This window comes from Curtobacterium sp. MCLR17_036 (assembly GCF_003234445.2).
GTDB lineage: Bacteria > Actinomycetota > Actinomycetes > Actinomycetales > Microbacteriaceae > Curtobacterium.
In genome coordinates this window covers 1,248,451-1,270,269 of the sequence record NZ_CP126269.1, presented here as the reverse complement: position 1 = coordinate 1,270,269, position 21,819 = coordinate 1,248,451, and the positions used below count along the sequence as shown (strand labels likewise).

Annotated in this window: 20 protein-coding genes; 10 read left to right on the top strand and 10 right to left on the bottom strand. The window is 72.2% G+C overall.

Features of this window, described 5'->3' with window-relative positions; translation table 11 throughout:
* Nucleotides 1-55: 55 nt before the first annotated feature.
* Entirely contained in the window at nucleotides 56-892 is an 837-nt protein-coding gene (locus DEI99_RS06005) for an aldo/keto reductase (protein WP_111042149.1), read from the bottom strand.
* The gene (locus tag DEI99_RS06000) at nucleotides 892-1,263 is read right to left on the bottom strand and encodes an FKBP-type peptidyl-prolyl cis-trans isomerase (RefSeq protein ID WP_071257535.1); all 372 of its coding nucleotides are present in this window, start codon (nucleotides 1,261-1,263) and stop codon (nucleotides 892-894) included. The genes DEI99_RS06005 and DEI99_RS06000 overlap by 1 nt, the downstream gene beginning before the upstream one ends.
* A gap of 58 nt (nucleotides 1,264-1,321) precedes the next feature.
* Here DEI99_RS06000 and DEI99_RS05995 point away from each other — a divergent pair, with 58 nt between their 5' ends.
* Both DEI99_RS05995 and DEI99_RS05990 read left to right on the top strand, forming a co-directional pair.
* Nucleotides 1,322-2,641: an MFS transporter gene (locus DEI99_RS05995; protein ID WP_111042148.1), complete on the top strand. Its 1,320-nt coding sequence runs from the start codon at nucleotides 1,322-1,324 to the stop codon at nucleotides 2,639-2,641.
* Between the two features lie 248 nt (nucleotides 2,642-2,889).
* The gene (locus DEI99_RS05990) at nucleotides 2,890-3,975 is read left to right on the top strand and encodes a YihY/virulence factor BrkB family protein (protein WP_111042147.1); all 1,086 of its coding nucleotides are present in this window, start codon (nucleotides 2,890-2,892) and stop codon (nucleotides 3,973-3,975) included.
* 39 nt (nucleotides 3,976-4,014) lie between these two features.
* On the opposite strand, the gene DEI99_RS05985 is transcribed toward DEI99_RS05990, so the two are convergent.
* The 3 genes from DEI99_RS05985 to DEI99_RS05975 form a co-directional block, all read right to left on the bottom strand.
* Entirely contained in the window at nucleotides 4,015-5,505 is a 1,491-nt protein-coding gene (locus tag DEI99_RS05985) for an aspartate ammonia-lyase (RefSeq protein WP_111042146.1), read from the bottom strand.
* Nucleotides 5,506-5,742: 237 nt separating this feature from the next.
* Nucleotides 5,743-6,039, bottom strand: coding sequence for a hypothetical protein (locus DEI99_RS05980; RefSeq protein WP_071257521.1), 297 nt, complete (start codon nucleotides 6,037-6,039; stop codon nucleotides 5,743-5,745).
* 55 nt (nucleotides 6,040-6,094) lie between these two features.
* Nucleotides 6,095-7,351: an inorganic phosphate transporter gene (locus DEI99_RS05975; protein WP_111040641.1), complete on the bottom strand. Its 1,257-nt coding sequence runs from the start codon at nucleotides 7,349-7,351 to the stop codon at nucleotides 6,095-6,097.
* 116 nt (nucleotides 7,352-7,467) lie between these two features.
* Between DEI99_RS05975 and DEI99_RS05970 the strand changes: the two genes are divergently transcribed.
* The 3 genes from DEI99_RS05970 (at nucleotide 7,468) to DEI99_RS05960 (ending at nucleotide 11,707) form a co-directional block, all read left to right on the top strand.
* Nucleotides 7,468-9,156: a cation:proton antiporter gene (locus DEI99_RS05970; protein ID WP_111040702.1), complete on the top strand. Its 1,689-nt coding sequence runs from the start codon at nucleotides 7,468-7,470 to the stop codon at nucleotides 9,154-9,156.
* Nucleotides 9,157-9,208: 52 nt separating this feature from the next.
* Nucleotides 9,209-10,798 carry a hypothetical protein gene (locus DEI99_RS05965; protein WP_111040642.1) on the top strand — a complete coding sequence of 530 codons (1,590 nt, stop codon included), beginning with the start codon at nucleotides 9,209-9,211 and terminating at the stop codon, nucleotides 10,796-10,798.
* 621 nt (nucleotides 10,799-11,419) lie between these two features.
* Complete coding sequence (locus DEI99_RS05960) at nucleotides 11,420-11,707, top strand: hypothetical protein (RefSeq protein WP_111040643.1); 288 nt, start codon at nucleotides 11,420-11,422, stop codon at nucleotides 11,705-11,707.
* Here the strand turns inward: DEI99_RS05960 and DEI99_RS05955 are convergent.
* Entirely contained in the window at nucleotides 11,704-12,228 is a 525-nt protein-coding gene (locus tag DEI99_RS05955; RefSeq protein WP_181434328.1) for an 8-oxo-dGTP diphosphatase, read from the bottom strand. The two genes, DEI99_RS05960 and DEI99_RS05955, sit on opposite strands and share 4 nt — an antisense overlap.
* A 64-nt stretch (nucleotides 12,229-12,292) precedes the next feature.
* Between DEI99_RS05955 and DEI99_RS05950 the strand changes: the two genes are divergently transcribed.
* Nucleotides 12,293-12,643 (top strand): tryptophan synthase subunit alpha, encoded by a 351-nt coding sequence (locus tag DEI99_RS05950; RefSeq protein WP_071257513.1) that lies wholly within the window; start codon nucleotides 12,293-12,295, stop codon nucleotides 12,641-12,643.
* A 19-nt stretch (nucleotides 12,644-12,662) separates the two neighbouring features.
* On the top strand, nucleotides 12,663-13,553 hold the full coding sequence (locus DEI99_RS05945; protein WP_111040645.1) for an aminodeoxychorismate lyase: 891 nt from the start codon (nucleotides 12,663-12,665) through the stop codon (nucleotides 13,551-13,553).
* Nucleotides 13,554-13,648: 95 nt separating this feature from the next.
* Here the strand turns inward: DEI99_RS05945 and DEI99_RS05940 are convergent, their stop codons facing one another.
* Nucleotides 13,649-14,848, bottom strand: coding sequence for an amidohydrolase (locus DEI99_RS05940; protein WP_111040646.1), 1,200 nt, complete (start codon nucleotides 14,846-14,848; stop codon nucleotides 13,649-13,651).
* A 248-nt stretch (nucleotides 14,849-15,096) separates the two neighbouring features.
* On the opposite strand from DEI99_RS05940, the gene DEI99_RS05935 reads away from it, so the two are divergent.
* On the top strand, nucleotides 15,097-16,293 hold the full coding sequence (locus DEI99_RS05935) for a Fic family protein (protein WP_111040648.1): 1,197 nt from the start codon (nucleotides 15,097-15,099) through the stop codon (nucleotides 16,291-16,293).
* 50 nt (nucleotides 16,294-16,343) lie between these two features.
* On the top strand, nucleotides 16,344-18,515 hold the full coding sequence (locus DEI99_RS05930) for a S9 family peptidase (RefSeq protein ID WP_111040649.1): 2,172 nt from the start codon (nucleotides 16,344-16,346) through the stop codon (nucleotides 18,513-18,515).
* Nucleotides 18,516-18,706: 191 nt separating this feature from the next.
* Here DEI99_RS05930 and DEI99_RS05925 read toward each other — a convergent pair whose 3' ends face one another.
* From DEI99_RS05925 to DEI99_RS05915, 3 genes are read right to left on the bottom strand one after another with little or no spacing between them, the layout of a single operon-like run.
* Nucleotides 18,707-20,236: a CYTH domain-containing protein gene (locus DEI99_RS05925; protein ID WP_111040650.1), complete on the bottom strand. Its 1,530-nt coding sequence runs from the start codon at nucleotides 20,234-20,236 to the stop codon at nucleotides 18,707-18,709.
* Nucleotides 20,233-21,072, bottom strand: coding sequence for a hypothetical protein (locus DEI99_RS05920; RefSeq protein WP_111040651.1), 840 nt, complete (start codon nucleotides 21,070-21,072; stop codon nucleotides 20,233-20,235). Before DEI99_RS05920 ends, DEI99_RS05925 begins: the two co-directional genes overlap by 4 nt.
* On the bottom strand, nucleotides 21,069-21,395 hold the full coding sequence (locus DEI99_RS05915; RefSeq protein ID WP_111040652.1) for a PadR family transcriptional regulator: 327 nt from the start codon (nucleotides 21,393-21,395) through the stop codon (nucleotides 21,069-21,071). The genes DEI99_RS05920 and DEI99_RS05915 overlap by 4 nt, the downstream gene beginning before the upstream one ends.
* Before the next feature lie 66 nt (nucleotides 21,396-21,461).
* On the opposite strand from DEI99_RS05915, the gene DEI99_RS05910 reads away from it, so the two are divergent.
* Nucleotides 21,462-21,734 (top strand): mycoredoxin, encoded by a 273-nt coding sequence (locus tag DEI99_RS05910; RefSeq protein WP_071257451.1) that lies wholly within the window; start codon nucleotides 21,462-21,464, stop codon nucleotides 21,732-21,734.
* Nucleotides 21,735-21,819 lie beyond the last annotated feature (85 nt).

Here is a 21,819-nt window from a genome sequence, read left to right as displayed (position 1 = left end):
GCACCGCGGATCTCCACGGTGCCGTGTTCGGAACCTGGTTCCGGCGAGCGAGCCGCTACATCTCTTCGTGCGTGTCCGGGTCGCCGTCCCAGAGCCGTCCGCGCTCGAGCGCGGAGATCGCCCGCACCTCGTCGTCGGTCAGCTCGAAGCCGAAGACGTCGAGGTTCTCCCGCTGGCGGGCGGCGTCGCCCGACTTCGGGACCGGGACCGCACCGATCTGCACGTGCCAGCGGAGCACGACCTGACCCGGCGCGACGCCGTGGGCAGCGGCGGCGTCGACGATCGGCTGCTCGGTGAGCAGCTCCGAGCGCTTCGCCAGCGGGCTCCAGCTCTCGGTCACGATGCCGAGCTCCTGGTGGACCTTCCGCAGTTCGGCCTGCGGGAAGTACGGGTGCAGCTCGACCTGGTTCACGGCCGGGGCGACCCCGGTGGCGTCGACGATGCGACGGAGGTGCTCCGGCGTGAAGTTCGAAACGCCGATCGAGCGGACCTTGCCGCTGTCACGGAGGTCGACGAACGCCTTCCAGGTGTCGACGAACTTGTCCACCGAGGGGTTCGGCCAGTGGATCAGGTACAGGTCGACGGAGTCGAGGCCCAGGTTGCCGAGGGTCTCGTCGATCGACCGGTGCGCCTCGTCGTAGCCGTGGTGCCGGCCGGGGAGCTTCGACGTGACGACGAGGTCCTCGCGCGCCACCTCGGCCTCGCGGACGGCGCGACCGACGGCGTCCTCGTTGCCGTAGTTCAGGGCGGTGTCGAGCAGCCGGTAGCCGCTCGCGATCGCGGTGCCGACGGCCGCGGCACCCTCGTCGCCGTTCAGGCCGTACGTGCCGAGGCCGAGCTCCGGGAACCGGTGCCCGTCGTTCAGCTCGATGGTCGGGGCGCCGACCTGCATCAGCGCACCCCGAGCAGGTCGATGACGAAGATCAGGGTCTTGCCGGACAGGAAGTGCCCGCCGCCGGCGGGACCGTAGGCGAGCTCCGGCGGGACGACGAGCTTGCGGCGTCCGCCGACCTTCATGCCGGGGATGCCCTCCTGCCAGCCGCGCACCAGGGCCGCGAGCGGGAAGTCGATCGGCTCGCCGCGGTTCCAGGAGCTGTCGAACTCCTCGCCGGACTCGTACTCGACGCCGGCGTAGTGGACCTTCACGGTCGACCCGGCGCTCGCCACGTCGCCGTCGCCCTCGACGATGTCGGTGATGACGAGTTCGGTGGGGGCCGGGCCCTCGGGAGCGTCGAACTCGGGCTTGCTGTTGAGGTCAGTCATGCCCGCAAGTCAACCAGAGCCACCGGAACCGGCGTGCAACCAGCAGAATGGTTCCACCGTGACACGACCCACTCCCGCACCGCCGCGCCGCCGCCTGTTCGCCGACCTCACCCCGCTCCGCCGCTCCCCCGCCTTCGCCCGACTCTGGGCGGGGACCGCCGTCGCGGGCATCGGCACCCAGATGACCACCGTGGCCGTCGGTCTCGAGGTCTACGAGATCACGCACTCCACCTTCGCCGTCGCGCTCGTCGGCGTCATCGCCCTGCTGCCGATGATCGTCGCCGGCCTGTACGGCGGGATGCTCGCCGACGCCTTCGACCGCCGCACCGTCGCACTCGTGTCCGCGATCATCGCGTGGGTCGCTGTCGCCCTGATCGCCACCCACGCGTGGCTCGGGCTGCACAGCGTCGTCCTGCTCTACGTGCTCGCCACCGTGAACGCCGTCGCCGCGACGGTCAGCGGCGCGTCACGCTCGGCGATCGTGCCCCGGCTCGTCGGCACCGACCTGCTGCCCGCGGCGAGCGCCCTCGGCGGCATCGCCTCGGGGTTCCAGGTCACGATCGGCCCCGCGGTCGCCGGCGTCCTCATCGCCAGCGTCGGCTTCGCCCCGACGTACACGATCGACGTCGTGCTGTTCACCTTCGCCTTCCTCGGGGTCTTCACCCTGCCGCGGATGGCCGCCGACCACGGCGCGCTCCGCCCCGGGCTCGGCTCGCTCGTCGAGGGCGCGAGGTTCCTGCGCCGGTCGAAGAACATCACGATGACGTTCGTGCTCGACATCGTCGCGATGACGTTCGGGCAGCCCCGCGTGCTCTTCCCCGCGATCGGCGCGCTCGTCATCGGCGGCGGTGCCATCACGGTCGGCACGCTCACGGCGGCGTACGCGATCGGCGCGCTGCTGTCGAGCGTGTTCTCCGGCCCGCTCGGGCACGTGCGCCGCCAGGGCGAGGCGGTCGGCTGGGCGATCACCGCGTACGGCGGCGCGATCGCGGCGTTCGGTGTGGTCATCGCGCTGGCGCACGCGCTCGGTGGCCGGTCGGGCGAGACGTTCTCGGTCGGCATCCTGCCGGCGCTCGGGGCGGCGGCGCTCTTCCTCGCACTCGCGGGCGGCGCCGACAACGTCAGCTCGGTGTTCCGGAACACGATCCTGCAGGCGGCGTCGCCGGACGGCATGCGCGGGCGGCTGCAGGGCATCTTCGTCGTCGTGGTCACCGGGGGTCCGCGGCTCGGGGACCTGTACGCCGGCCTGGTCGTCGCCGCGGGCATCGCCTGGCCGCCGATCACCGGCGGCGTGCTCATCGTCGCGCTCGTCGCGCTGCTGCTCCGGCTGGTGCCGTCCTTCCGCCGCTACGACGCCCTGCACCCGCACGCGAACTGAGTCGCCGCCCTGCGGTTCCGCGCGGTTCCGCCCCGCGCGGTGCTGTTTCGCGAAAGCGACAGTTCTGCGCGGACCTTCCGCGGACACCTGTCGCCTTCGTGGCAGGGACGGCGAACAGTGGCGGGACGGTGTCGCTCCCGCGGACAGGACGGCAGCGGCTGTCGGGCACGACCGGCGGCCGGACGGGAGGCACGTGGCGGGCGCGCCCCGCGCCTCCCGTCCGTCAGGTGTCGGGTACCGTACGACGCATGCCGGACAGCGCGTCGCGCGATCTCGCGCGGACCGGTGTCCGCGCCGTCGTCCGGCGTACCTACCACTCGGTGATCCGCCACCGCGTCGTGGACGCGGCCGCCTCGCTGACGTTCTTCGCGTTGCTGACGGTGTTCCCGAGCGCGCTCGCCGTGGTGTCCGCGCTGTCCGTCGTCGACCGGCAGGGCGACAGCCTGGCCGACGTCGTCGAGGTCCTCGGCTTCATCGTGCGACCGGAGACCGCCGAGCACCTCGAGGGACCGCTCCGTCAGCTGCTCACGCTGGACAACCCGTGGCTCGGGTTCACCATCGGCCTCGTCCTGACGCTCTGGTCGCTGTCCGGGTACGCGACCGCCTTCGGCCGGGCGATGAACACCGCCTACGAGGTCGAGGAGGGGCGCCGGATCTGGAAGTTCCGCAGCATGATGCTGTTCGTCACCCTGCTCGTCATGGTGGGCGGCGCGATCGCGATCGTCATCCTGCTCGGCACGCCGACGATCGCGGCGGCGCTGGTCCGGCAGCTCGAGTGGGCGCCGTGGATCGACGACGTGTGGAACGTGGCGAAGTGGCCGGTGCTCGCCGCCGACCTCGTCGTCATGCTCGCCGTGCTCTACTACGCGACCCCGAACGTCAAGACGCCGCGGTTGCGCTGGGTGTCCGCCGGCGCCGCCTTCGCGATCGGCACGTGGGCGCTCGCGACGCTCGGCTTCGCCGTCTACGTCGAGACCCTCGGCGGCGGCAACCGGGCGTACGGGTGGCTCGGCGGGGCGATCCTGCTGCTCGTCTACCTGTACATCTCGAACTTCGTGCTCGTCGTCGGCGGCGAACTCGACTCCGAGGTGATCCGGATGCGGCAGCTGCTCGCCGGCATCGAGGCCGACGAGTCGATCCGCCTGCCGCTCCGCGACGTCACCCGGAACTTCACGCTCGCGCGCTGGCGGGACGCGGACATCGCGGCCGCGAAGCAGGTGCGGACCGAGGCGGCTCGGGTCGCCGACGACGCGGGGCACGAGCCGGACGCTGGCGAGCAGCACCTCCGTGCGATGGCGCAGCAGGTCCGAGCGGGCGAGCCACCGCTGCCCTGACCCCCGGATCGGGTCCGGGCCGGGGCCGGGGCCGGTGCGTCAGCGCTTGCGCGCCTCGGCGTCGAGCATCTCCTCGGTGATGACCGGGATCGCACCGGTCGCCAGCTCGATGCCGGACAGCCGCGCGGGGCTGAGGACCCGCTGCACTTGGTCCTCGTCCATCAGCCCCGCGGCCACCACCAGCGTCGAGATCGGCGTCGCGGTCGTCAGCGCCGTGTGGGCGATCGACGCTGCGGCCGCGTACCCGATGTACGGGGTGAGCGCGGTCACGACCCCGACGTTCGTGTCCACCTGCGCGGCGAGCCGGGCCTCGTTCGCCTCGATGCCGGTGACGCAGTGCTCGCGGAGCGTCGCACACCCTCGGGCCATCCACTGCAGCGACTGCAGGATCGAGTGCGCGATGATCGGCTCGAACGCGTTGAGCTGCAGCTGCCCGCTCTCCGCCGCCATGGTGACCGTCGTGTCGGCACCGGCGACCGCGTAGGCGATCTGGTTGACGACCTCGGGGATCACCGGGTTCACCTTGCCCGGCATGATCGACGACCCGGCCTGGCGCGCCGGCAGGGTGATCTCGCCGAGGCCGGCCTGCGGACCGGACGACAGCAGCCGCAGGTCGTTGCAGATCTTCGAGAGCTTCGCCGCGCTGCGCTTCACCGTGCCGGACAGCGTCATGAACGCGCCCGCGTCGCTCGTCGCCTCGATGAGGTCGGGCGCCGTCACGACGTCGATGCCGCTGGCCTCCTGCAGCTGCCGGCGGACCTCGTCACGGTACAGCGGGTCGGCCGTGATGCCGGTGCCGATCGCCGTCGCCCCGAGGTTCATCTCGGCGAGCAGCGGCACGACCTTCCGGAGCATGACGGCGTCCTCCTGGATGGTGTGCGAGAACCCCGTGAACTCCTGGCCGAGCGTCATCGGCACGGCGTCCTGCAGCTGCGTCCGGCCGACCTTGAGCACGTCGGCGAACGCGTTGCCCCGCTCCGCGAACGCGGCCGAGAGCTCCTCGAGCTGCACGATGAGCCGCCGCACGCCGAAGATCATCGCGATCTTGATGCTCGTCGGGTACGTGTCGTTCGTCGACTGGCTGCGGTTCACGTGGTCGATCGGGTGCAGGTACGCGTAGTCGCCCCGCTCCCGCCCGAGGAGCTCGAGCGCCCGGTTCGCGAGCACCTCGTTCGTGTTCATGTTCGTGCTCGTGCCGGCCCCGCCCTGCACGACGTCGACGACGAACTGGTCGCGGAGCGCTCCGTCCCGTACCTCCTGCGCGGCACGGTCGATCGCGTCGGCACGCTCCTCGTCGAGCACGCCGATCGCACGGTTCGCGCGGGCCGCGGCCTGCTTCACGGTGACGAGCGCCTCGATGAGGTCCGGGTACACCGCGATCGGCACCGAGGTGATCGGGAAGTTCTCCAGCGCCCGGAGCGTGTTGATGCCCCAGTAGACGTCCTTCGGGACCTCCCGCGAGCCCAGCGAGTCACTCTCGGTGCGGGTCGTCGTGTGGTCGGGGGCCTGGGATGCGTCGTTGCCGGTCACGGCTCCGAGGGTAGTCCGATCCGTCCGGCCGGTCCGGGACCGGGGGGGCGGGGTGTGCACAAGGGGCGGGCGCGCTCGGGCGCTCGGCGCGGGCGCGCTCGGGCGCTCGGCGCGGGCGGGCGGTCGCTCGGCGCGGGCGCTTGGTGAGCAGAAGATGTCGGGTCGCCGGTCCTGACCCGACATCTTCTGCTCACGAAGCGCGCCCCCGGTGCCCGTGCCCCGGCGGCGCCCCGGACGTCAGTGGAACTGCGGGACGATGAGGTAGATGCCGTACAGCACGGCCGCGCCGCACACCACGAAGCACGCGATCGCCAGGGCCCGCAGGGCGCGGACCTTCGCCGAGGCGCCGGCCGGGTTCGGGAAGCCGACGGTGGCCGGGCCGATCGTGCCGTCGTCCTTCACGGTGAACTTCCCCGCCGTGGTGTCGGCGGCGCTCCAGAGCCGGAGCCCGACCGAGTAGACCGCGACGACGAAGCACGCGGAGACGACCGCGACGAGCGCCACCGTGAGGAATGCGAACCAGTCGATGCCCATCAGCGAGCTCCCACCGTGAGGAATGCGAAACGGCGTCCATCAAGCGCGATGCCCATCAGCGTCGGCCTCCCTTGCGTGCGGCCATCCGGCGCAGGGTGCGCTCGCGGCTGAGCTCGGCGCGGCGGGCGGCGACCGCGTCCGCGCGCTTCTTGCGCTGCAGGTCGCGCAGCTCCTTGCGGGTGTACACCGCGTTCGCGGCGACGTCGACCTCGATGGCCGATGCCTGCTCGTGCGGCTTCCGCAGCGACCAGAGGTACAGCCCGAGGATGACCGCGGCACCGACGACCGCGTCGATGACGAGTCCGACGACGCCGAGGCGTGCGATGCCCGAGGCCACGGCGCCGACGGCCGCGGCGGCCGGCAGCGTGATGAACCAGGCGATGACGATCTTGCCGGCGGTGGACCACTGGATCTTCGAGCCGCGGCGGCCGAGGCCCGCACCGATGATCGAGCCGGACGACACCTGGGTGGTGGACAGCGCGAAGCCGAGGTGGCTCGACGCCAGGATCGTGGCGGCGGTCGAGGCCTCGGCGGCGAAGCCCTGCGTCGCGCGGATCTCGGTGATGCCGGAACCGAGCGTGCGGATGATGCGCCACCCGCCGGTGTACGTGCCGAGGGCGATCGCGAGCGCACACGCCACGACGACCCAGAACTGCACGCCCTGGTTCGACGACTGCGCACCCGAGGCGATGAGGGTCAGCGTGATGACGCCCATCGTCTTCTGCGCGTCGTTCGTCCCGTGCGCGAGCGACACCATCGACGAGGTGAAGACCTGGCCGATGCGGAAGCCGCCGCGCTCGTTCGGGAACACCGGGCGCTTCGTGATCCGGTAGGCGATCCGCGTCGACAGGAACGACACGAGCGACGCGATCACGGGCGACGCGAACGCCGGGATGATGACGACGGTCAGCAGCGCGACGTAGTTCACCGACTGGAACCCGGCCCCGACGATCGCTGCGCCGATGAGCCCGCCGAAGAGCGCGTGCGACGACGACGAGGGCAGCCCGCGCAGCCACGTGATCATGTTCCACACGACCGCGCCGATGAGGCCCGCGAAGATCATCTCCGGTGAGATCGCGACGCCGCCGGGGCCCTCGTTGATCAGGCCGTGCGAGATCGAGGTCGCCACGGCGGTGCTGAGGAACGCACCGACGAGGTTGAGCACCGCGGCGACGGTGACCGCGACCTTGGGCTTCATGGCCCCGGTCGCGATCGGGGTCGCCATCGCGTTGGCGGTGTCGTGAAAACCGTTTGTGAAGTCGAAGAAGAGGGCCAACGCGATGACCAGGACGACTATGAGTGTGATGTCCACCGCGGGCCAGTGTCCCAGTCAGACCGCCCTGAGGCAAACCCTGTCGGCAACCTCCTGTTCACCCGGCCTTCACACTCGTTCAGTTTCGGAACCATGCCGATGGAAGAATGGACGGCATGGACACCGTCGAGCTCCTCATCCTGCTGATCGGATCGCTCGCGGTGACCGGCTTCGCGAGAGCGAAGGGACTCCCCGCTCCCCTGCTCGTGACGGCCGTGGCACTGGCCGCGTCGTTCATCCCCGGGCTGCCGGCGATGGAGATCGACTCCGAGGTGATCCTCACGGTGATCCTGCCGCCGCTGCTGTACTCGGCCGCCCTCGACGTGTCGTGGCAGAGCTTCCGGAAGTCGATCAAGCAGATCCGGCGACTCGGCATCTTCCTCGTCATCCTCACCGCGCTCGCGGTCGGGCTGGCGGCGTACATCATCATCCCCGACATGGACTGGCCCGCCGCGATCCTGCTCGGCGCCATCGTCGCCCCGCCGGACGCGGTGTCCGCGGCGTCCATCGGTCGCAAGCTCGGACTCCCCCGACGGGTGATGACCGTGCTGTCCGGCGAGAGCCTCATCAACGACGCCGCCTCGCTCACCCTGGTGCGCGTGTTCACCCTCATCGCCGCGGGCACCTCGCTCACCATCTGGCAGGACCTCGGCATCTTCGGGCTCGCGATCGGGGTCGGCCTGGTGGTCGGCGGCGTGCTCGGTGTCCTCGTGCACTGGATCCGGATGCGCATCAACGACCCGGTCGTCGAGACGATCATGAGCATCCTGCTGCCGTTCGTCGCCTACATCCTCGCCGAGCACCTGTCCGGCTCCGGCGTCATCGCGGTCGTCACCGCCGGCCTCTACATCGGCTACAACTCGCCGAAGGAGGGCTACGCGACCCGCCTGCAGGAACGTCCGCTGTGGACGAGCATCGACGTCATCCTCGAGGGCTTCGTCTTCGCGCTCATCGGCCTGCAGCTCAACACCGTCGTGCAGGACCTCGTCAAGAGCGAGCGGAGCCTGGCGCAGACCCTGACCGCCGCCGCGGTCGTGCTCGTCGTGGTGATCCTGGTGCGCCCGCTCTTCATCTTCGAGTCGTACGTGCGCAACCGGTTCAACGGGCGGTGGCTCCGACCGCTGCGCATCCGACTGTCGCGCGGGCACCCGTCACTGCGGTGGATGCGCGGTACCGCCGAACCGAAGCTGAACTGGCGCGAACTCACCGTGATCTCGTGGACGGGCATGCGCGGGGTGGTGACGCTCGCCGCCGCGGTGTCGGTCGTCGCCAACCCGGTCGACATCAAGGCGCAGGACACCATCTTCGTGATCGCCTTCGTGGTCACCGTCGGCACGCTGCTGCTGCAGGGCCTGACGCTGCCGTTCGTCATCCGGGCGCTCAAGGTGCAGGACCCCGACGAGGACGACGAGGACGTCCGCAGCGAGATGCGCCTGAACCAGCGCACGACCGAGGCGGCGATCGACCTGCTCGAGCGACGCCGGAGCAGCTGGTCGAAGCAGTACGGGTCCGAGGCCGTCGACTCCGTCGTCACCCGGTTGAAGGCGCGGTTGGAGCGGCAGGCCGAGACCTTCCGCCGCGACGCCGAGGAAGACGAGGACGAGGAGCGCAACGCACCGGCCCGGCTGCGGGGCGCGCAGATCCAGGACATCCGTCGCGAGCTGCTCGACCGTCGCCGCGAGATCGTGCTCGAGGAACGCGAGAAGGGGAACCTCGACGAGGAGGTCATGCGCCGCGTGCTCGTGACCCTGGACGCCGAGGAACTCGCGATGGACTCCGCGCAGGCATCCCGCAGTCGGTCCTGAGGGGTCCGGGCGTATCCTGGCGCTCCGACCGAGACCAGGAGCACAGCGCCGAGTGAGCACGCCGCGGAACGACGTCCCCAGGACCGACGAGACCCCGGACCGGGGTGGTGGGTCGCGGACGCCGTCCGTTGCGAAGCAGCGGACCACCCGCCCCTCGGCCCGCGGGACGAAGCCGCGCCGCGGGGCGAAGGTCGCCGGGACGACCCGGCAGGCTCCCCGTCGGCAGGCTCCGGTGCCCGAGCCGCAGCAGCACAGCGCCTACCGCCGCTGGTACGCCACCCTGCATCCCTCGCTGCAGCTCATCGGGCTGCAGCTCTGGATGCCGCTGTTCTTCATCGTCGGCTTCTGCCTCTGCTACGTCTTCGCCTTCCACGCACCGCACCCGCACGACGTCCCCGTCGCGCTCATCGGCAGCGACCCGACGCTCGTCGCCGCCGTGCAGAAGGCCCTGCCCGGCGAGTTCGTCTTCCACACCTACGACTCCCTCGCCGCGGCGAAGCGCGACGTGCTCGCCGGGTCGATGTCCGTGGCCTACGACCCCGCCACGAACGAGTTCTTCAAGGCGAGCGCGCACCAGTTCCAGGTCGCGAGCCTGGTGCCGGCGACGCTCACAGCGGTGCTGACCGGCATCGGCGCCGCGACCCCGAAGGTCACCGAGCTCGCCCCGCTGCCCGCGTGGGACGAGTACGGCACGGTCCCGATGTACGTCATGCTCGCGTGGTGCATCGGCGGGTACATGGTCGCGATGTTCATCGGCATCATGGGCGGCCCGCTGCGCCACCGCACCCGCATGACGGTCATCGTCGTCGGCGGTCTCGTGATCTCGGTCATCACGAACACCCTCGCGGGTCCGGTCGTCGGCGCCATCCACGGCCACTGGATCGAACTCGTCCTCATCGCGTGGGGCTGGATCGTCGCCATCGGCCTGGCCGTCAACGGGCTGAGCTACTTCGTCGGCCGGTTCATCGCCGCCCCGGCGATGATCTGCTTCGTCTTCTTGTCGATGCCGTCCTCGGGCGGCGCCTACCCGAAGTGGTTCATGCCCGAGCCCTTCGCCTGGCTGAACAACGTCGTCGTCGGTTCGAGCATGGTCGACATGATCAAGCACCAGGTCTACGGCGTCGGCCCCGGTCCGGCGCGCGGGCTCATCACGATGGGCTGCTACGCGCTCGCCGGGCTCGTGCTCATGTACTTCGGCAAGCAGTGGTGGGAGCGCCGCCGCATCCGCGCGATCGTCCAGGGCCGCACGACCATGTTCCAGGACGCCAACACCGCCAACCGCGAGTTCCTCGGGAAGCAGCGCGACGCCGAGCTCGCCCGCCACGGCCTGGAGTCCACCGAGACCGGCACGCTGAGCATCCTCGACCAGGACGACGGCTGGGAGGACGAACGCACCGGCGGTGACGTCTTCACCGGTGGCCGCGACGGACTCGAGGTCGAGACCACCCCGACCGGCCGCATCCCCGTGGTCCGGTCCGGCGATCGCTCCGGTCCGCAGCAGCGGTCGGGAGGCGCGGGGACCGGTCCACGCACACGTCCCGTCCCGCGCACGGAGACTCCCCGGACCACGGCCCGGTCCGACGCGCCCGTCCGGTCCGACGCGACGGACGGCCAGCGGCACGGACGGCACGCCGACCGCTGACCGAGCGGGCGCGCTGCGTGCGGGCGTACGCATGTCACGACGGGGCACGGGTCGACGCGTGGACCGTCACACGATGCGCACGCGCCGTCTGCGTGTGCATGCTCCGACGGAGCACCGGTCGATCGACACGTAGTCCGTCGCAGCATGCGCACGCACCGTCTGCGTGTGCATGCTGCGACAGGGCACCGGTCGATCCACACGTGGATCGTCGCTCGATGCGCACGCACCTTCCGCGCGCACGCGTGCCCTCCGCCGCGGTGTCGCCCTGCGCGTCGGAGGTCGTTCCGCGCGTGGTCGGTCGATCCGCGCGTAGGAGGCCGTTCCTTCCGACTCCTCACGCGCGGATCCGCTTCCCATTCCGCGCGCGATGGGACGAAACGCTCCACGTGGTGGGACTGAACGCTGCACGCGACGGGACAGAACGCTCCACGCGACGGGACAGAGCGCTCCGCACGGTGGGACTGAACGCTCCACGCGACGGGACGGAACACTCCGCGCGACGGGACAGAACGCTCCACGCGGTGGGACGGAACGCGCGGCACGGGCAACGGGCACAGGCGGCGGGCACAGGCGGCGGAACCAGGAAGCTGGACCCCCGCGGCGCCGCGTATCCTGGACGGCATGAAGCCCCGCATCACCTGGCACCGCGTCCTCGTCGCCGTCGTCGTCGTGTTCCTCGTGCTGACGGTCGGGTTCTACGTGGCCAGCATCGTGCTCGCCCCCTCCGACGGCCGCAACACCGCTGGGCTCTTCGTCGGGTGGGCGATGTTCGCGATGGTCGGGGCGATCGTGTTCGGCATCATCGACTTCTTCGTGCGGCCCCTGGGCGGCCGGAGCGGCGACGCCGAGGTCATCGCCGCCGCCGAAGAGGCACGCACCGGCAGCACCCGCACGCAGCAGCCGCGCTAGTCGTCCGCCCCCGGGCCGACACCGGTCCCGGTGAAGCCGGCGACCGTCGCGTCGTCCTCGGCGAAGGTGAACCGTGCCCGCACGCTCCCGCCGTCGAGCACGCCCGGCAACCAGTACCGCGCGTCGTCCCACATGGCGTCGTACGGGACGGCGTCCACGGGGATCCACCGCGGCTCGAGCTCGTCGGACCCCGACGGCTCCCCCTGCCAGCGGCGGCAGACGAACACGTCCGAGACCTGGGACCAGGACGGCCGGAACGGGAACCGGTAGTCCAACGTGCCACGGGCCTCCAGGTTAGCGGCTTCGACCCGCAGGCCGACCTCCTCCGCCACCTCGCGCACGGCGGTCTCGACCGCCGTCTCGCCGGGCTCGCGCTTGCCGCCGGGGCCGACCAGGCGGCCCGTGCCGAGGCCGCGGCGTTTCTCGCCGAGCAGGACCTCCGAGCCGGCGGCGCCGTCGCGCAGCAGGTAGACGACCACCACTCGTGGGTGCTGGGACTTGCTCTCGTCGCGCAGGGTCACCCGTCCAGTGTGGCCGACGAAGTGTCGTACGCTCGTTGCATGGCAGGCGTGCTGTGGGGGCACCGTGGCTGAGTCCCGCAGGACGGGGCGCAGCCTCGAAGTGCTGCGTGCCGAGGCCGCCGAGGAGATCTCGATGCTCGTCGAGCACCGCAGCCGCCAGGGCGAGGACCCGTGGGAGTTCATGCCGACGCTGCCGACCGTCGACGAGCAGGTCGTGCTCATCCTCCGCGCGGACGCGGTCGACCTCGACGACGCGATCGGCAAGCGGAACGCGCAGTGGTCGGCGCACCCGGCGTCGGGGCAGGGCACGGCCCTCGGCGAGGAGTACCACCGCCTGCGCCGGATCGCGCTGCAGCACCCGGAGCTCACCCCCGCGGTGTGGAAGCTCATGGGTGCCCTGCCCGACGCCAGCTGAGCTGCGGTTGGATGGAGGCATGACCGACACCGTGCTCGCCGTCCTGAACCAGCCCTCCCGCGACGCCGCGCCGCACGACCCGGACGCCGACGCGTACACCTGGGTGGAGCCGCTCGAGGAGCACCTGCAGGTGCAGGACCTCGGCGCCACGCGCGGTGACGGCGTCTTCGAGACGATCACGGTCGTCGACGGACACCCGCAGGCGCTCGAGCCGCACCTCGCCCGCTTCGGCCGTTCGGCGGCGAAGCTCGACCTGCCCGCACCCGACACCGACGTCTGGCGCCAGGCGGTCGAGGCCGCGTGCGCCCGGCTCGACCCGGTCCGCGAGGCCTTCGTGAAGACCGTCATGACCCGTGGTGTCGAGGGCACCGACCGCCCGACGGGCTGGGTCTACGCCGCGCCGTCGCCGGACTCCACCCGTGCCCGCACCGAGGGCATCTCGGTCGTGCTGCTCGACCGCGGGTACCGGCACGACGTCGAGCGCACCTCGCCGTGGCTGCTGCAGGGCGCGAAGACGCTGTCCTACGGCATCAACATGGCCGCCCTGCGCGAGGCCGTCCGCCGCGGCGCCGACGACGCCCTGTTCGTCTCCACCGACGGCTACGTGCTCGAGGGAACGCGGGCGAACCTGGTCATGCGCGTCGGCGACCGCCTCGTCACGCCGCGCACCGACGTCGGCATCCTCGACGGCACCACGCAGGCCGACGTCTTCCGCTTCGCCGAGGAGCAGGGCATGGAGACCGCCTACGAGCTCGTCACGCTCGATGACCTGCGCGCCGCCGACGCGCTCTGGCTCGTCTCGAGCGTCCGGCAGGCGGCGCCGGTCCGCGCCGTCGACGGCGAGGACCGCCCCGTCGACGCCGAGCTCACGACGCGCATCAACGACTTCCTGCTCGCTCGCTCCGTCTGACACGTCACCACCGGCGCCCCCGGCGCAGACGGACGGGAGGCCCGGGTCGCGACGCGCAGGCACGTCGCGACCCGGGCCTCCCGGGCTCCACGGCGTCACCAGCGCGGTGTCGTGACCCCGGCTCCGTCGGCCCACTCGAAGACGGGCCGGCCGTCGATCCAGACGCGCGTCGCGCGGCTGGACGCGTCGAGCGGGTCGCCGTCCCACAGGACGAGGTCGGCGTCGTAGCCCGCCGCCAGGCGGCCGACGCGGTCGCCGAAGCCGAGGAAGTCCGCCGGGTTGACCGTCAGCGCCTCGAGCGCGGTCTGGGCCGGCAGGCCCTCCTTCACGGCGGCGGTCGCCTGGTCGACGAGCATGTTGATCGGCACGACCGGCGCGTCCGTGGTGATCGCGACCCGGACGCCGGCGGCGGCGATCGTCGCGAGGTTGGGGATGCCGCGGTCGCGCAGCTCGACCTTCGACCGGCTCGTGAACAGCGGACCGTAGATGACGGGGATGTCCTTCTCGGCGAGGAGGTCGGCGATCTTGTGCGCTTCGGTGCCGTGGTTCACGACGAGGCGGTAGCCGAACTCCTCGGACAGGCGGACGGCGGTCGCGATGTCGTCGTGGCGGTGGGTGTGCTGGTCCCAGACGAGCTCGCCGTCGAGCACCCGGACGAGCGTCTCCTTCGTGAGGTCGCGGGTGAACGGCTCGCCCTTCGCGGCTGCGGCATCGCGGGCGGCCTTGTAGTTCTGCGCCTCGACGAACGCGTCGCGGATGATCTTCGCGACGCCGAGCCGGGTCGACGGGGTCTGGCCCTTGCCGCCGTAGACCCGCTTCGGGTTCTCGCCGAGGGCGCTCTTCACGCTGACCGCGTCGGAGATGAGCTGCTCGTCGATCGTGCGGCCGCCCCACGTCTTGATGGCGACGGTCTGCCCGCCGATCGGGTTGCCGGAGCCGGGCTTCACCACGATGCTCGTGATCCCGCCGGCGAGCGCGTCACGGAAGCCCTCGTCGTCGATGTCGACGGCGTCGATCGCCCGCACCCCGGCCATGTTCGGGCCGGTCATCTCGTTCGTGTCGTTGCCGGCCTCGCCGTTCGCCTCCTCGTGGATGCCGACGTGGCCGTGCGACTCGACGAAGCCGGGCAGCAGCCAGGAACCGGCGGCGTCGACGACCGGCATCCCCTCGGGCGGGGTGACGTCGGGGCCGACGGCGGTGATGCGGCCGTCCTCGACGACGACGGCACCACCGTCGAAGGCGGGGGCGGCGACGGGGACGACGTGGGCACCGGTGATCGCGAAGGAGTTGCTCATGCCACCGACGCTACGCGAGGGCACCGTCGTCGTGGCCGGGCGCGGGTGTCCGGCCGTGCGCGTGCGCGTGCGCGTTCGCGTGGCCGCGTACGTGCGCGTGCGCGTGCTCGTGCTCGTGCGCGTGCGCGTGCGCGCGCTCGGGCTCGGGCTCGTGCTCGTGCTCGTGCTCGTGCTCGTGCTCGTGCTCGTCGTGGCTGCGAAATACCGATGCCTGGCGTCCGGCGTGCGGCAGGCCCTAGCGTCGCCGCATGGCACACCGGAGCGAGACCTGGCCCGTCCACGGGCACGCCGACCGACCGTGGCGCAGTGCGTCCCGGGGCCCTCGAGCAGACCGTCAGCTGACGAGCGTCCGGGTCGCCCTGCCCCCACGGATCGCCCGGGCCCGGTGGCGGCCGGACACCCGGACGCTGGCGCTGCTCGACCGGAGCGCCGCCGCCCTCCGCTCGCTCGACGTCCACCACGGATCGCGCCTCGCGCCGCTCGGCCTCGTGCTCGGCCGGACCGAGGCCCTGGCGTCGTCCCGGATCGAGGACGAGTCGGCCTCGGTCGACGACCTGGCACGGGCACTCGTCGGGATCCGGGCGAACCCGGGTGCCACCGCGGTCGTCCGCGCCGCCGGGGCCGTCGAGGGGCTCGTCGCCGCGGCCGACTCCGGCGCCGTCACCGAGGCCGCCCTGCTCGACGCACACCGGCGGCTCATGCGGGACGACCCCGTCGACGGTCGGTACGCCGGCCGCTGGCGCGACGTGCAGAACTGGATCGGTGGCGGCCGGACGCCCCGGCTGGCGACGTACGTCCCGCCGCCGCCCGAGCTCGTCGCACCGCTCATGGCCGACCTGCTCGCCTTCGTGCACCGCGTCGACCTGCACCCGGTCGCACAGGCGGCGATCGCCCACGCGCAGTTCGAGTCGATCCACCCCTTCACCGACGGCAACGGTCGCATCGGGCGCGCCCTGATCGGCGCGGTCCTGCGGCGGCGCGGCGTCACGACCACCGTCACCGCACCGATCGCGACCGCGCTGGCCGCCGACCGCGAGCGCTACTTCCGGCACCTGGAGCGCTACCGCGCGGGCCGGGTCGACGAGTTCGTGGTGGACCTCGCACTCGCCCTCGGCACGGTGTGCGACGAGGCCTCGCTCACCGCGCTGCTGCTCGCCGAGCACGAGGCCGACCGGGCTGCCGGGCCGTGCGCCGCCGCCCCGCACGCCGCGGTCGGACGGGCCCTCGCGGCCGATCCGGTCCTGACCGAGGACCACCTGCAGGACCTGGTGCCGGGGGTCGACCCCGACCGCGTCACGGACGACCTCGTCCGGGCCGGCGTGCTCCGCCCCGTCACCCGCCGCCGACGGGACCGGGCCTGGGTCGCACCCGCCGTCGTCGCCGAGCTCGAGGCCTTCGAGCAGCGCGTGCACGCCGCCGTGTGCGAGCGCGGCGCGGCGGCGTGAGCGCGGGCGGAGGCAGGGCCTGCGTCGGGGCACTCGAATAGGGTGGGACGGTGAGCAGCGAGCACACCCAGGCCACCCCGCCCAGCGCCGCCAAGCGGCCCGTCACGCGGACCCACCACGGCATCGACTTCGTCGACGACTACGAGTGGCTGCGGGACAAGGAGTCCCCCGACACCCTCGCGTACCTCGAGGCCGAGAACGCGCACACCGCCGCCGCGACCGACCACCTCGCAGCGCTGCGCGACCGCGTCTTCGACGAGGTCAAGAGCCGCGTGCAGGAGACCGACCTCTCGGTCCCGGTGCGCATGGGCGACTGGTGGTACTTCACCCGCACCGCCGAGGGCAGCCAGTACGGCGTGCACTGCCGCGCGCCGATCGCCGGCCCCGACGACTGGACCCCGCCCGTCGTGCCCGAGGGTGAGTCGACGCTCCCCGGCGAGCAGGTCGTCCTCGACGGCAACGCCCTGGCCGACGGCCACGAGTTCTTCTCGCTCGGCACTTACGACATCAGCGACGACGGCACCCGACTCGTCTACGGCATCGACGTCGAGGGCGACGAGCGCTACACCCTGCACGTGCGCGACCTGGCCTCGGGCACCGACCTCGGCGACGCGATCCCGAACACCGGGGCCGGCGCGACGTTCGACCCGGCCGGCCGCTACGTCTTCTACCCCACGGTCGACGACTCCTGGCGTCCCGACAAGATCTGGCGGCACGCGGTCGGCACCGCCGCCACCGAGGACGTCCTGGTGTTCGAGGAGCCCGACGACCGCTACTGGGTCGGGGTCGGCGTGACCCGGTCCTCGCAGTACATCGTCATCGAGCTCGGCTCGAAGATCACGTCCGAGGCGCACGTCCTCGACGCCGCCGACCCGACCGGTGAGTTCCAGGTCGTCTGGCCCCGCCGCGAGGGCGTCGAGTACGAGATCGAGCACGCCATCGTCGGCGGCAGCGACCGGTTCCTGGTGCTGCACAACGACGGCGCCGAGAACTTCGAGCTCGTCGACGTCCCCGCCGACGACCCGACCTCGGACCGCGACCGCCGCGTCGTCGTCGCCCACCACAGCGAACGCCGCATCGAGTCGGTCGACGCCTTCGCCGGCCACCTCGCGCTCGAGTACCGCTCCGAGGCGCTCCCCCGCATCGCGATCATCCCGATCGAGGGCGACGGTTACGGCGACGCGCACGAGGTCCCGTTCGACGAGGCACTCTTCTCGGCCGGTCTCGGCGGCAACCCCGAGTGGGAGCAGCCGACCCTGCGCATCGGGTTCACGTCGTTCGTCACCCCGTCCGAGGTGAGCGACCTCGACCTGGCGACGGGCGAGGTCACCGTCCTCAAGCGGCAGCCGGTGCTCGGCGGGTACGACCCCGCCGACTACGTGCAGGAGCGCGACTGGGCGACCGCCGCGGACGGCACCCGGATCCCGGTGTCGCTCGTGTGGCGCCGCGACGCCGTCGACGAGGGCACGCCCGCACCGCTGCACCTGTACGGCTACGGCTCGTACGAGCACTCGATCGACCCCGGCTTCAGCGTCATGCGCCTGTCGATGCTCGACCGCGGGGTCGTGTTCGCCGTCGCCCACGTGCGCGGCGGTGGCGAGATGGGCCGGCACTGGTACGAGAACGGCAAGACCCTGACGAAGAAGAACACCTTCACCGACTTCGTCGCGGTCGCCGAGCACCTGATCGAGTCCGGCCGGACGAGCGCGGACCGGCTCGTGGCCGAGGGCGGCAGCGCGGGAGGGCTCCTGATGGGTGCGGTCGCCAACCTCGCACCCGAGCGGTTCGCCGGCATCCTGGCCGCAGTGCCGTTCGTCGACGCCCTGACGAGCATCCTCGACCCCGACCTGCCCCTCACCGTCATCGAATGGGACGAGTGGGGCGACCCGCTGCACGACGCCGAGGTCTACCGCTACATGAGCGAGTACACCCCGTACGAGAACGTCCGCGACGACGTGCAGTACCCGCAGATCCTCGCGGTGACCTCGATCAACGACACCCGCGTGCTCTACGTCGAGCCGGCGAAGTGGACCGCCAAGCTGCGCGAGGTCGGAGCACCGGTCCTGCTGAAGACCGAGATGTCCGCCGGCCACGGCGGCGTCAGCGGTCGCTACGCGTCGTGGAAGGAGCGGGCGTTCGAGCTCGCCTGGCTCCTCGACGTGCTCGGGCTGGCGGACGAGACGCCCGCGGCGGCCTCGGCGAGCCCGATCGCGGCCGGCTGAGCACGCTCCGTCGCACTTGGTGAGCAGAAGAGGTCGGGTCCGGACGCGGGACCCGACCTCTTCTGCTCACCGAGCGAGCGAGCGAGCGCGGCGCCGCCCACGCGGCACGCAGCGCACGCGGCACGCAGCGCCAGCGGCACGCAGCACGCTGCACGCGGCACCACGCAGCGCACGCACCGTGCGCAGGGCACTCACACGCGGTTGAGCGCGTGCACCGCCTCGTCGTAGGACTCGTCCGCCAGGCGCACCCGGTCGCCGGCGAGGACACCGTAGCCGAACGTGCCCTCGCCCCCGCGCTCCGCGATCGCCGCGTTCGTCCGCAGCGTGTCGAGGGCGTGCAGGGAGCGCACCCGCTCGGTGAGCACGTCGGCCGCGGTCCCGATGCGCTTCCAGAGCGCGTGCGGGAAGGCGTCGTCGCCGAGCACGTCCATCGCGAGACGGGCACGCATCGTGGCCTGCCAGGCGGCTTCGGTCGTGGCGCGGTCGGCGGCCTCGCGCTCGGCGGCGGTGTCCGAGACGTCGTCGGCCACGGCGGCCTGCACGAGCTCGCGGACGTGCGGCTTGACGACGGCGACGACGTCCTGCGCGGCCTTCTTCGGCGAGCGGAGGGACCACTCCGTCGGCGCGGGGCGCTCCACGGCGTCGTCGAGGGCGTCGAGCAGTTCGAGGAAGGGCTCGCCGTGCAGCGAGGCGACGACGTCCCGCACGGCCTGGTCGCGGCGTTCCCGGGTGGAGGCGAGGATGCGCTCGCGGGTCATCGCGTCGATGAGGTCGTCCTGCGCGGGCGTGGACGCACGCGGCAGACGGTCGATGAGGTACTCGGCCAGCGCGGCGCGCGCGGTGACGGCGGCGAGGTCGTCGGCGGCCTGGGCGGCGCGGTCGACGGCGTCGCCGTCGGGGAACGCCGGGCGGTACGAGTCGAGGATCGCGGCGATCTCGAGCGTGGTCGCGGCCGTCTGCCGGAGGTCGGCGGTGTCGCCGGAGCGGAGCCGGGCCTCCTGGCCGAGCAGGGCGGAGCGCAGTTTCCGCAACCGCTTCGCGAGGACGCGCGCGGTCGTGCCCTTGTCCGGCTTCTCCTCGGTGCGGAGGCGCGGCGCCGGTGCGCCGGCCAGCCCGCGTGCCAGCTTGGACGCGACGGCGGCGGGGCCGGCACCGACGGCCGCGAAGCGTCCGTCGAGTGCCGCGAAGAGCTCGTGCGCGACCTGGGCGTCGACGCCCGGGACCGTCTCGACCTCGACCTCGCGCCAGGTGCGCGGGGTCTCGGGCGCGTCGTCGTCGAGCCGCTGGGCCGTGACCTGGTCGTCGGCGAGTTCTGCGACCTGGTCGCCGTCCTCGTCGAGGAGCCGGGTGACGGTGCGGGTCGTCGTGATGCGGACGACGGGGCGCAGGCCGCGGCCGCGACGCTCGGTGAACAGGGCGGCCAGGACCTCGGTCGGCACGGTGTCGGCGTCGTCGGTCAGCGGGAAGTGCTGCTCGTGCCGCACCGTGTCCGACTCGGAGCGCTTGATGTGCCATCCGGCGTCCGGGCCCCCGGTGCGGCGGCGCACCGTCACCCGTGAGGCCACGAGGTCGTAGCGCTCGGTGTCCCAGTAGGTCGCGTCGAGCTCGAACGGCTCCTGGTGCTCGGTGCGGATGATGCCACCCGCCCCGACGAGGTCGGGCAGCGCACCGCCCGCCGGCAGGTCGTAGGTGCGCTCGATCTCGAGGTGTGTGTCGCTCACACGCTCTTGTCTACCAGGGCTTCACCGTGCGGCTCGACCACCACCGGCGCATCTGTGGAGAACCGCGAGGCCACCACCCCGGCGACGACGGCGACGAGGAACGGGACGAGCTGTCCGGCCCACCACACGAGGGTCATGACCGAGTAGGACAGCCCGACGGCGGTCACCGCGTTCGCGAGCGGGGTGACCACGACGGTGGCGACCAACGGCAGGACGAGCAGCGAGAGCGTCCACCGTGGGCGGTGGAGCGTCACGAGCCAGGCCGCGAGGAACCCGTCGGCGACGAGGCCGACCTGCAGCGACCCGTACCCGGGCACGTGCAGCGTCCCGTTGGTGATCGCCCACCAGACGGCGGCGACGGCCAGTGTCGCGATCGCCCCGAGGCCACGACGCCGACGCGGGACGCCGGACGCCAGCAGCAGGCTCGTCGCGACGGCGAGGCCCGGCACCACCGCCAGCCCGACGCCGACCAGGTCGAACACCGGACGCGCCTCGGGCAGGCCGTTGTACCGCTGCAGGAGTGCGAGGACGCCGGCGGCGACCACGAAGGACAGCACGGCGACAGCGATGAGCACGGGGATCGTGCGGATGGTGTGCGGTGCGGCGCGGACGGGCGTGGGCAGTGTGGTCATCGAGTCCCCCCAGGACGATCGGTGCGGTGCGCGTCGGTGGAACAGCGCGGTGGTCAGGGCGCCGAAGGCGAGTGCGGTCGCCGACAGGTCGAGTTCGCGGGCGTCGCGGACGTCGGCGGTCCACTGCTCGCGACGTGCAGCGCGGTGCGTCGCCGGCGAGGCCGCCAGGGCCGCTCGCAGCAGCACGCGGTCGAGCGCGCTCACGGGGTCACCGGCCGGCTCGACGGCCGGGCCGCCCGGGCGGACGCCGCGGCCGCGGGGCGGGCGGCGACGAGCTCCTGCGCGGCGACGACGCCGTCCGCGGTGAACTCGTACAACCGTCGGCGCGGACCGGGGCGGTCGGCGTCGTCGTCCCACGACGACGCCACCCACCCCTGTCGCTCGAGCCGCTCGAGGATCGGGTACACGGTGCCGGCCTGCCTGCCGGTCGCCTTGATGACGAGCAGCCCCCAGGTCGGCCCGTCGCCGGCGAGCAGCGCCTCGAGCACGTCGAGCGTGGGGGCGGTCACGCGTCGGATCGGTTCCATGCGCTCAACCTACCTATGTAGAACAAGCGCCGCAAGTCCCTCAGGAGAAGGGGTTAGCCTGCTGCCATGAGCGACACGATCACCCGCGAGCAGTTCACCCCCGACGCCGGCGGGGTCACGATGTTCACGACGAGCTGGTGCGGCTACTGCGCCCGGCTGAAGAACCAGATGTCGAAGGCCGGCGTGCCCTTCACCGAGGTCGACATCGAGCAGACGCCGGGCACGGCCGAGCTCGTCGCCGAGGTCAACGGCGGCAACCAGACCGTCCCGACCCTGGTGTTCCCGGACGGCAGCACCGCGACGAACCCCTCGCTCGCCGAGGTGCAGTCCCGCATCTGAGCGGCGGAGCCCCGCACGACCGAAGTCCGTCCGAACCGCGTGATCGCGTGGTCCGGACGGACTTCGGTCGTTCGAGACCGATGTG

What these genes read in the sequence shown, in the direction of transcription:
- DEI99_RS05970 (WP_111040702.1), top strand. Translation starts at nt 7,468, where the DNA reads ATGGACACCGTCGAGCTCCTCATCCTGCTGATCGGATCGCTCGCGGTG.
- DEI99_RS05915 (WP_111040652.1), bottom strand. Translation starts at nt 21,395, where the DNA reads ATGGAACCGATCCGACGCGTGACCGCCCCCACGCTCGACGTGCTCGAG.
- DEI99_RS05960 (WP_111040643.1), top strand. Translation starts at nt 11,420, where the DNA reads ATGAAGCCCCGCATCACCTGGCACCGCGTCCTCGTCGCCGTCGTCGTC.
- DEI99_RS05940 (WP_111040646.1), bottom strand. Translation starts at nt 14,848, where the DNA reads ATGAGCAACTCCTTCGCGATCACCGGTGCCCACGTCGTCCCCGTCGCC.
- DEI99_RS05980 (WP_071257521.1), bottom strand. Translation starts at nt 6,039, where the DNA reads ATGGGCATCGACTGGTTCGCATTCCTCACGGTGGCGCTCGTCGCGGTC.
- DEI99_RS05910 (WP_071257451.1), top strand. Translation starts at nt 21,462, where the DNA reads ATGAGCGACACGATCACCCGCGAGCAGTTCACCCCCGACGCCGGCGGG.
- DEI99_RS06005 (WP_111042149.1), bottom strand. Translation starts at nt 892, where the DNA reads ATGCAGGTCGGCGCCCCGACCATCGAGCTGAACGACGGGCACCGGTTC.
- DEI99_RS06000 (WP_071257535.1), bottom strand. Translation starts at nt 1,263, where the DNA reads ATGACTGACCTCAACAGCAAGCCCGAGTTCGACGCTCCCGAGGGCCCG.
- DEI99_RS05935 (WP_111040648.1), top strand. Translation starts at nt 15,097, where the DNA reads ATGGCACACCGGAGCGAGACCTGGCCCGTCCACGGGCACGCCGACCGA.
- DEI99_RS05945 (WP_111040645.1), top strand. Translation starts at nt 12,663, where the DNA reads ATGACCGACACCGTGCTCGCCGTCCTGAACCAGCCCTCCCGCGACGCC.
- DEI99_RS05990 (WP_111042147.1), top strand. Translation starts at nt 2,890, where the DNA reads ATGCCGGACAGCGCGTCGCGCGATCTCGCGCGGACCGGTGTCCGCGCC.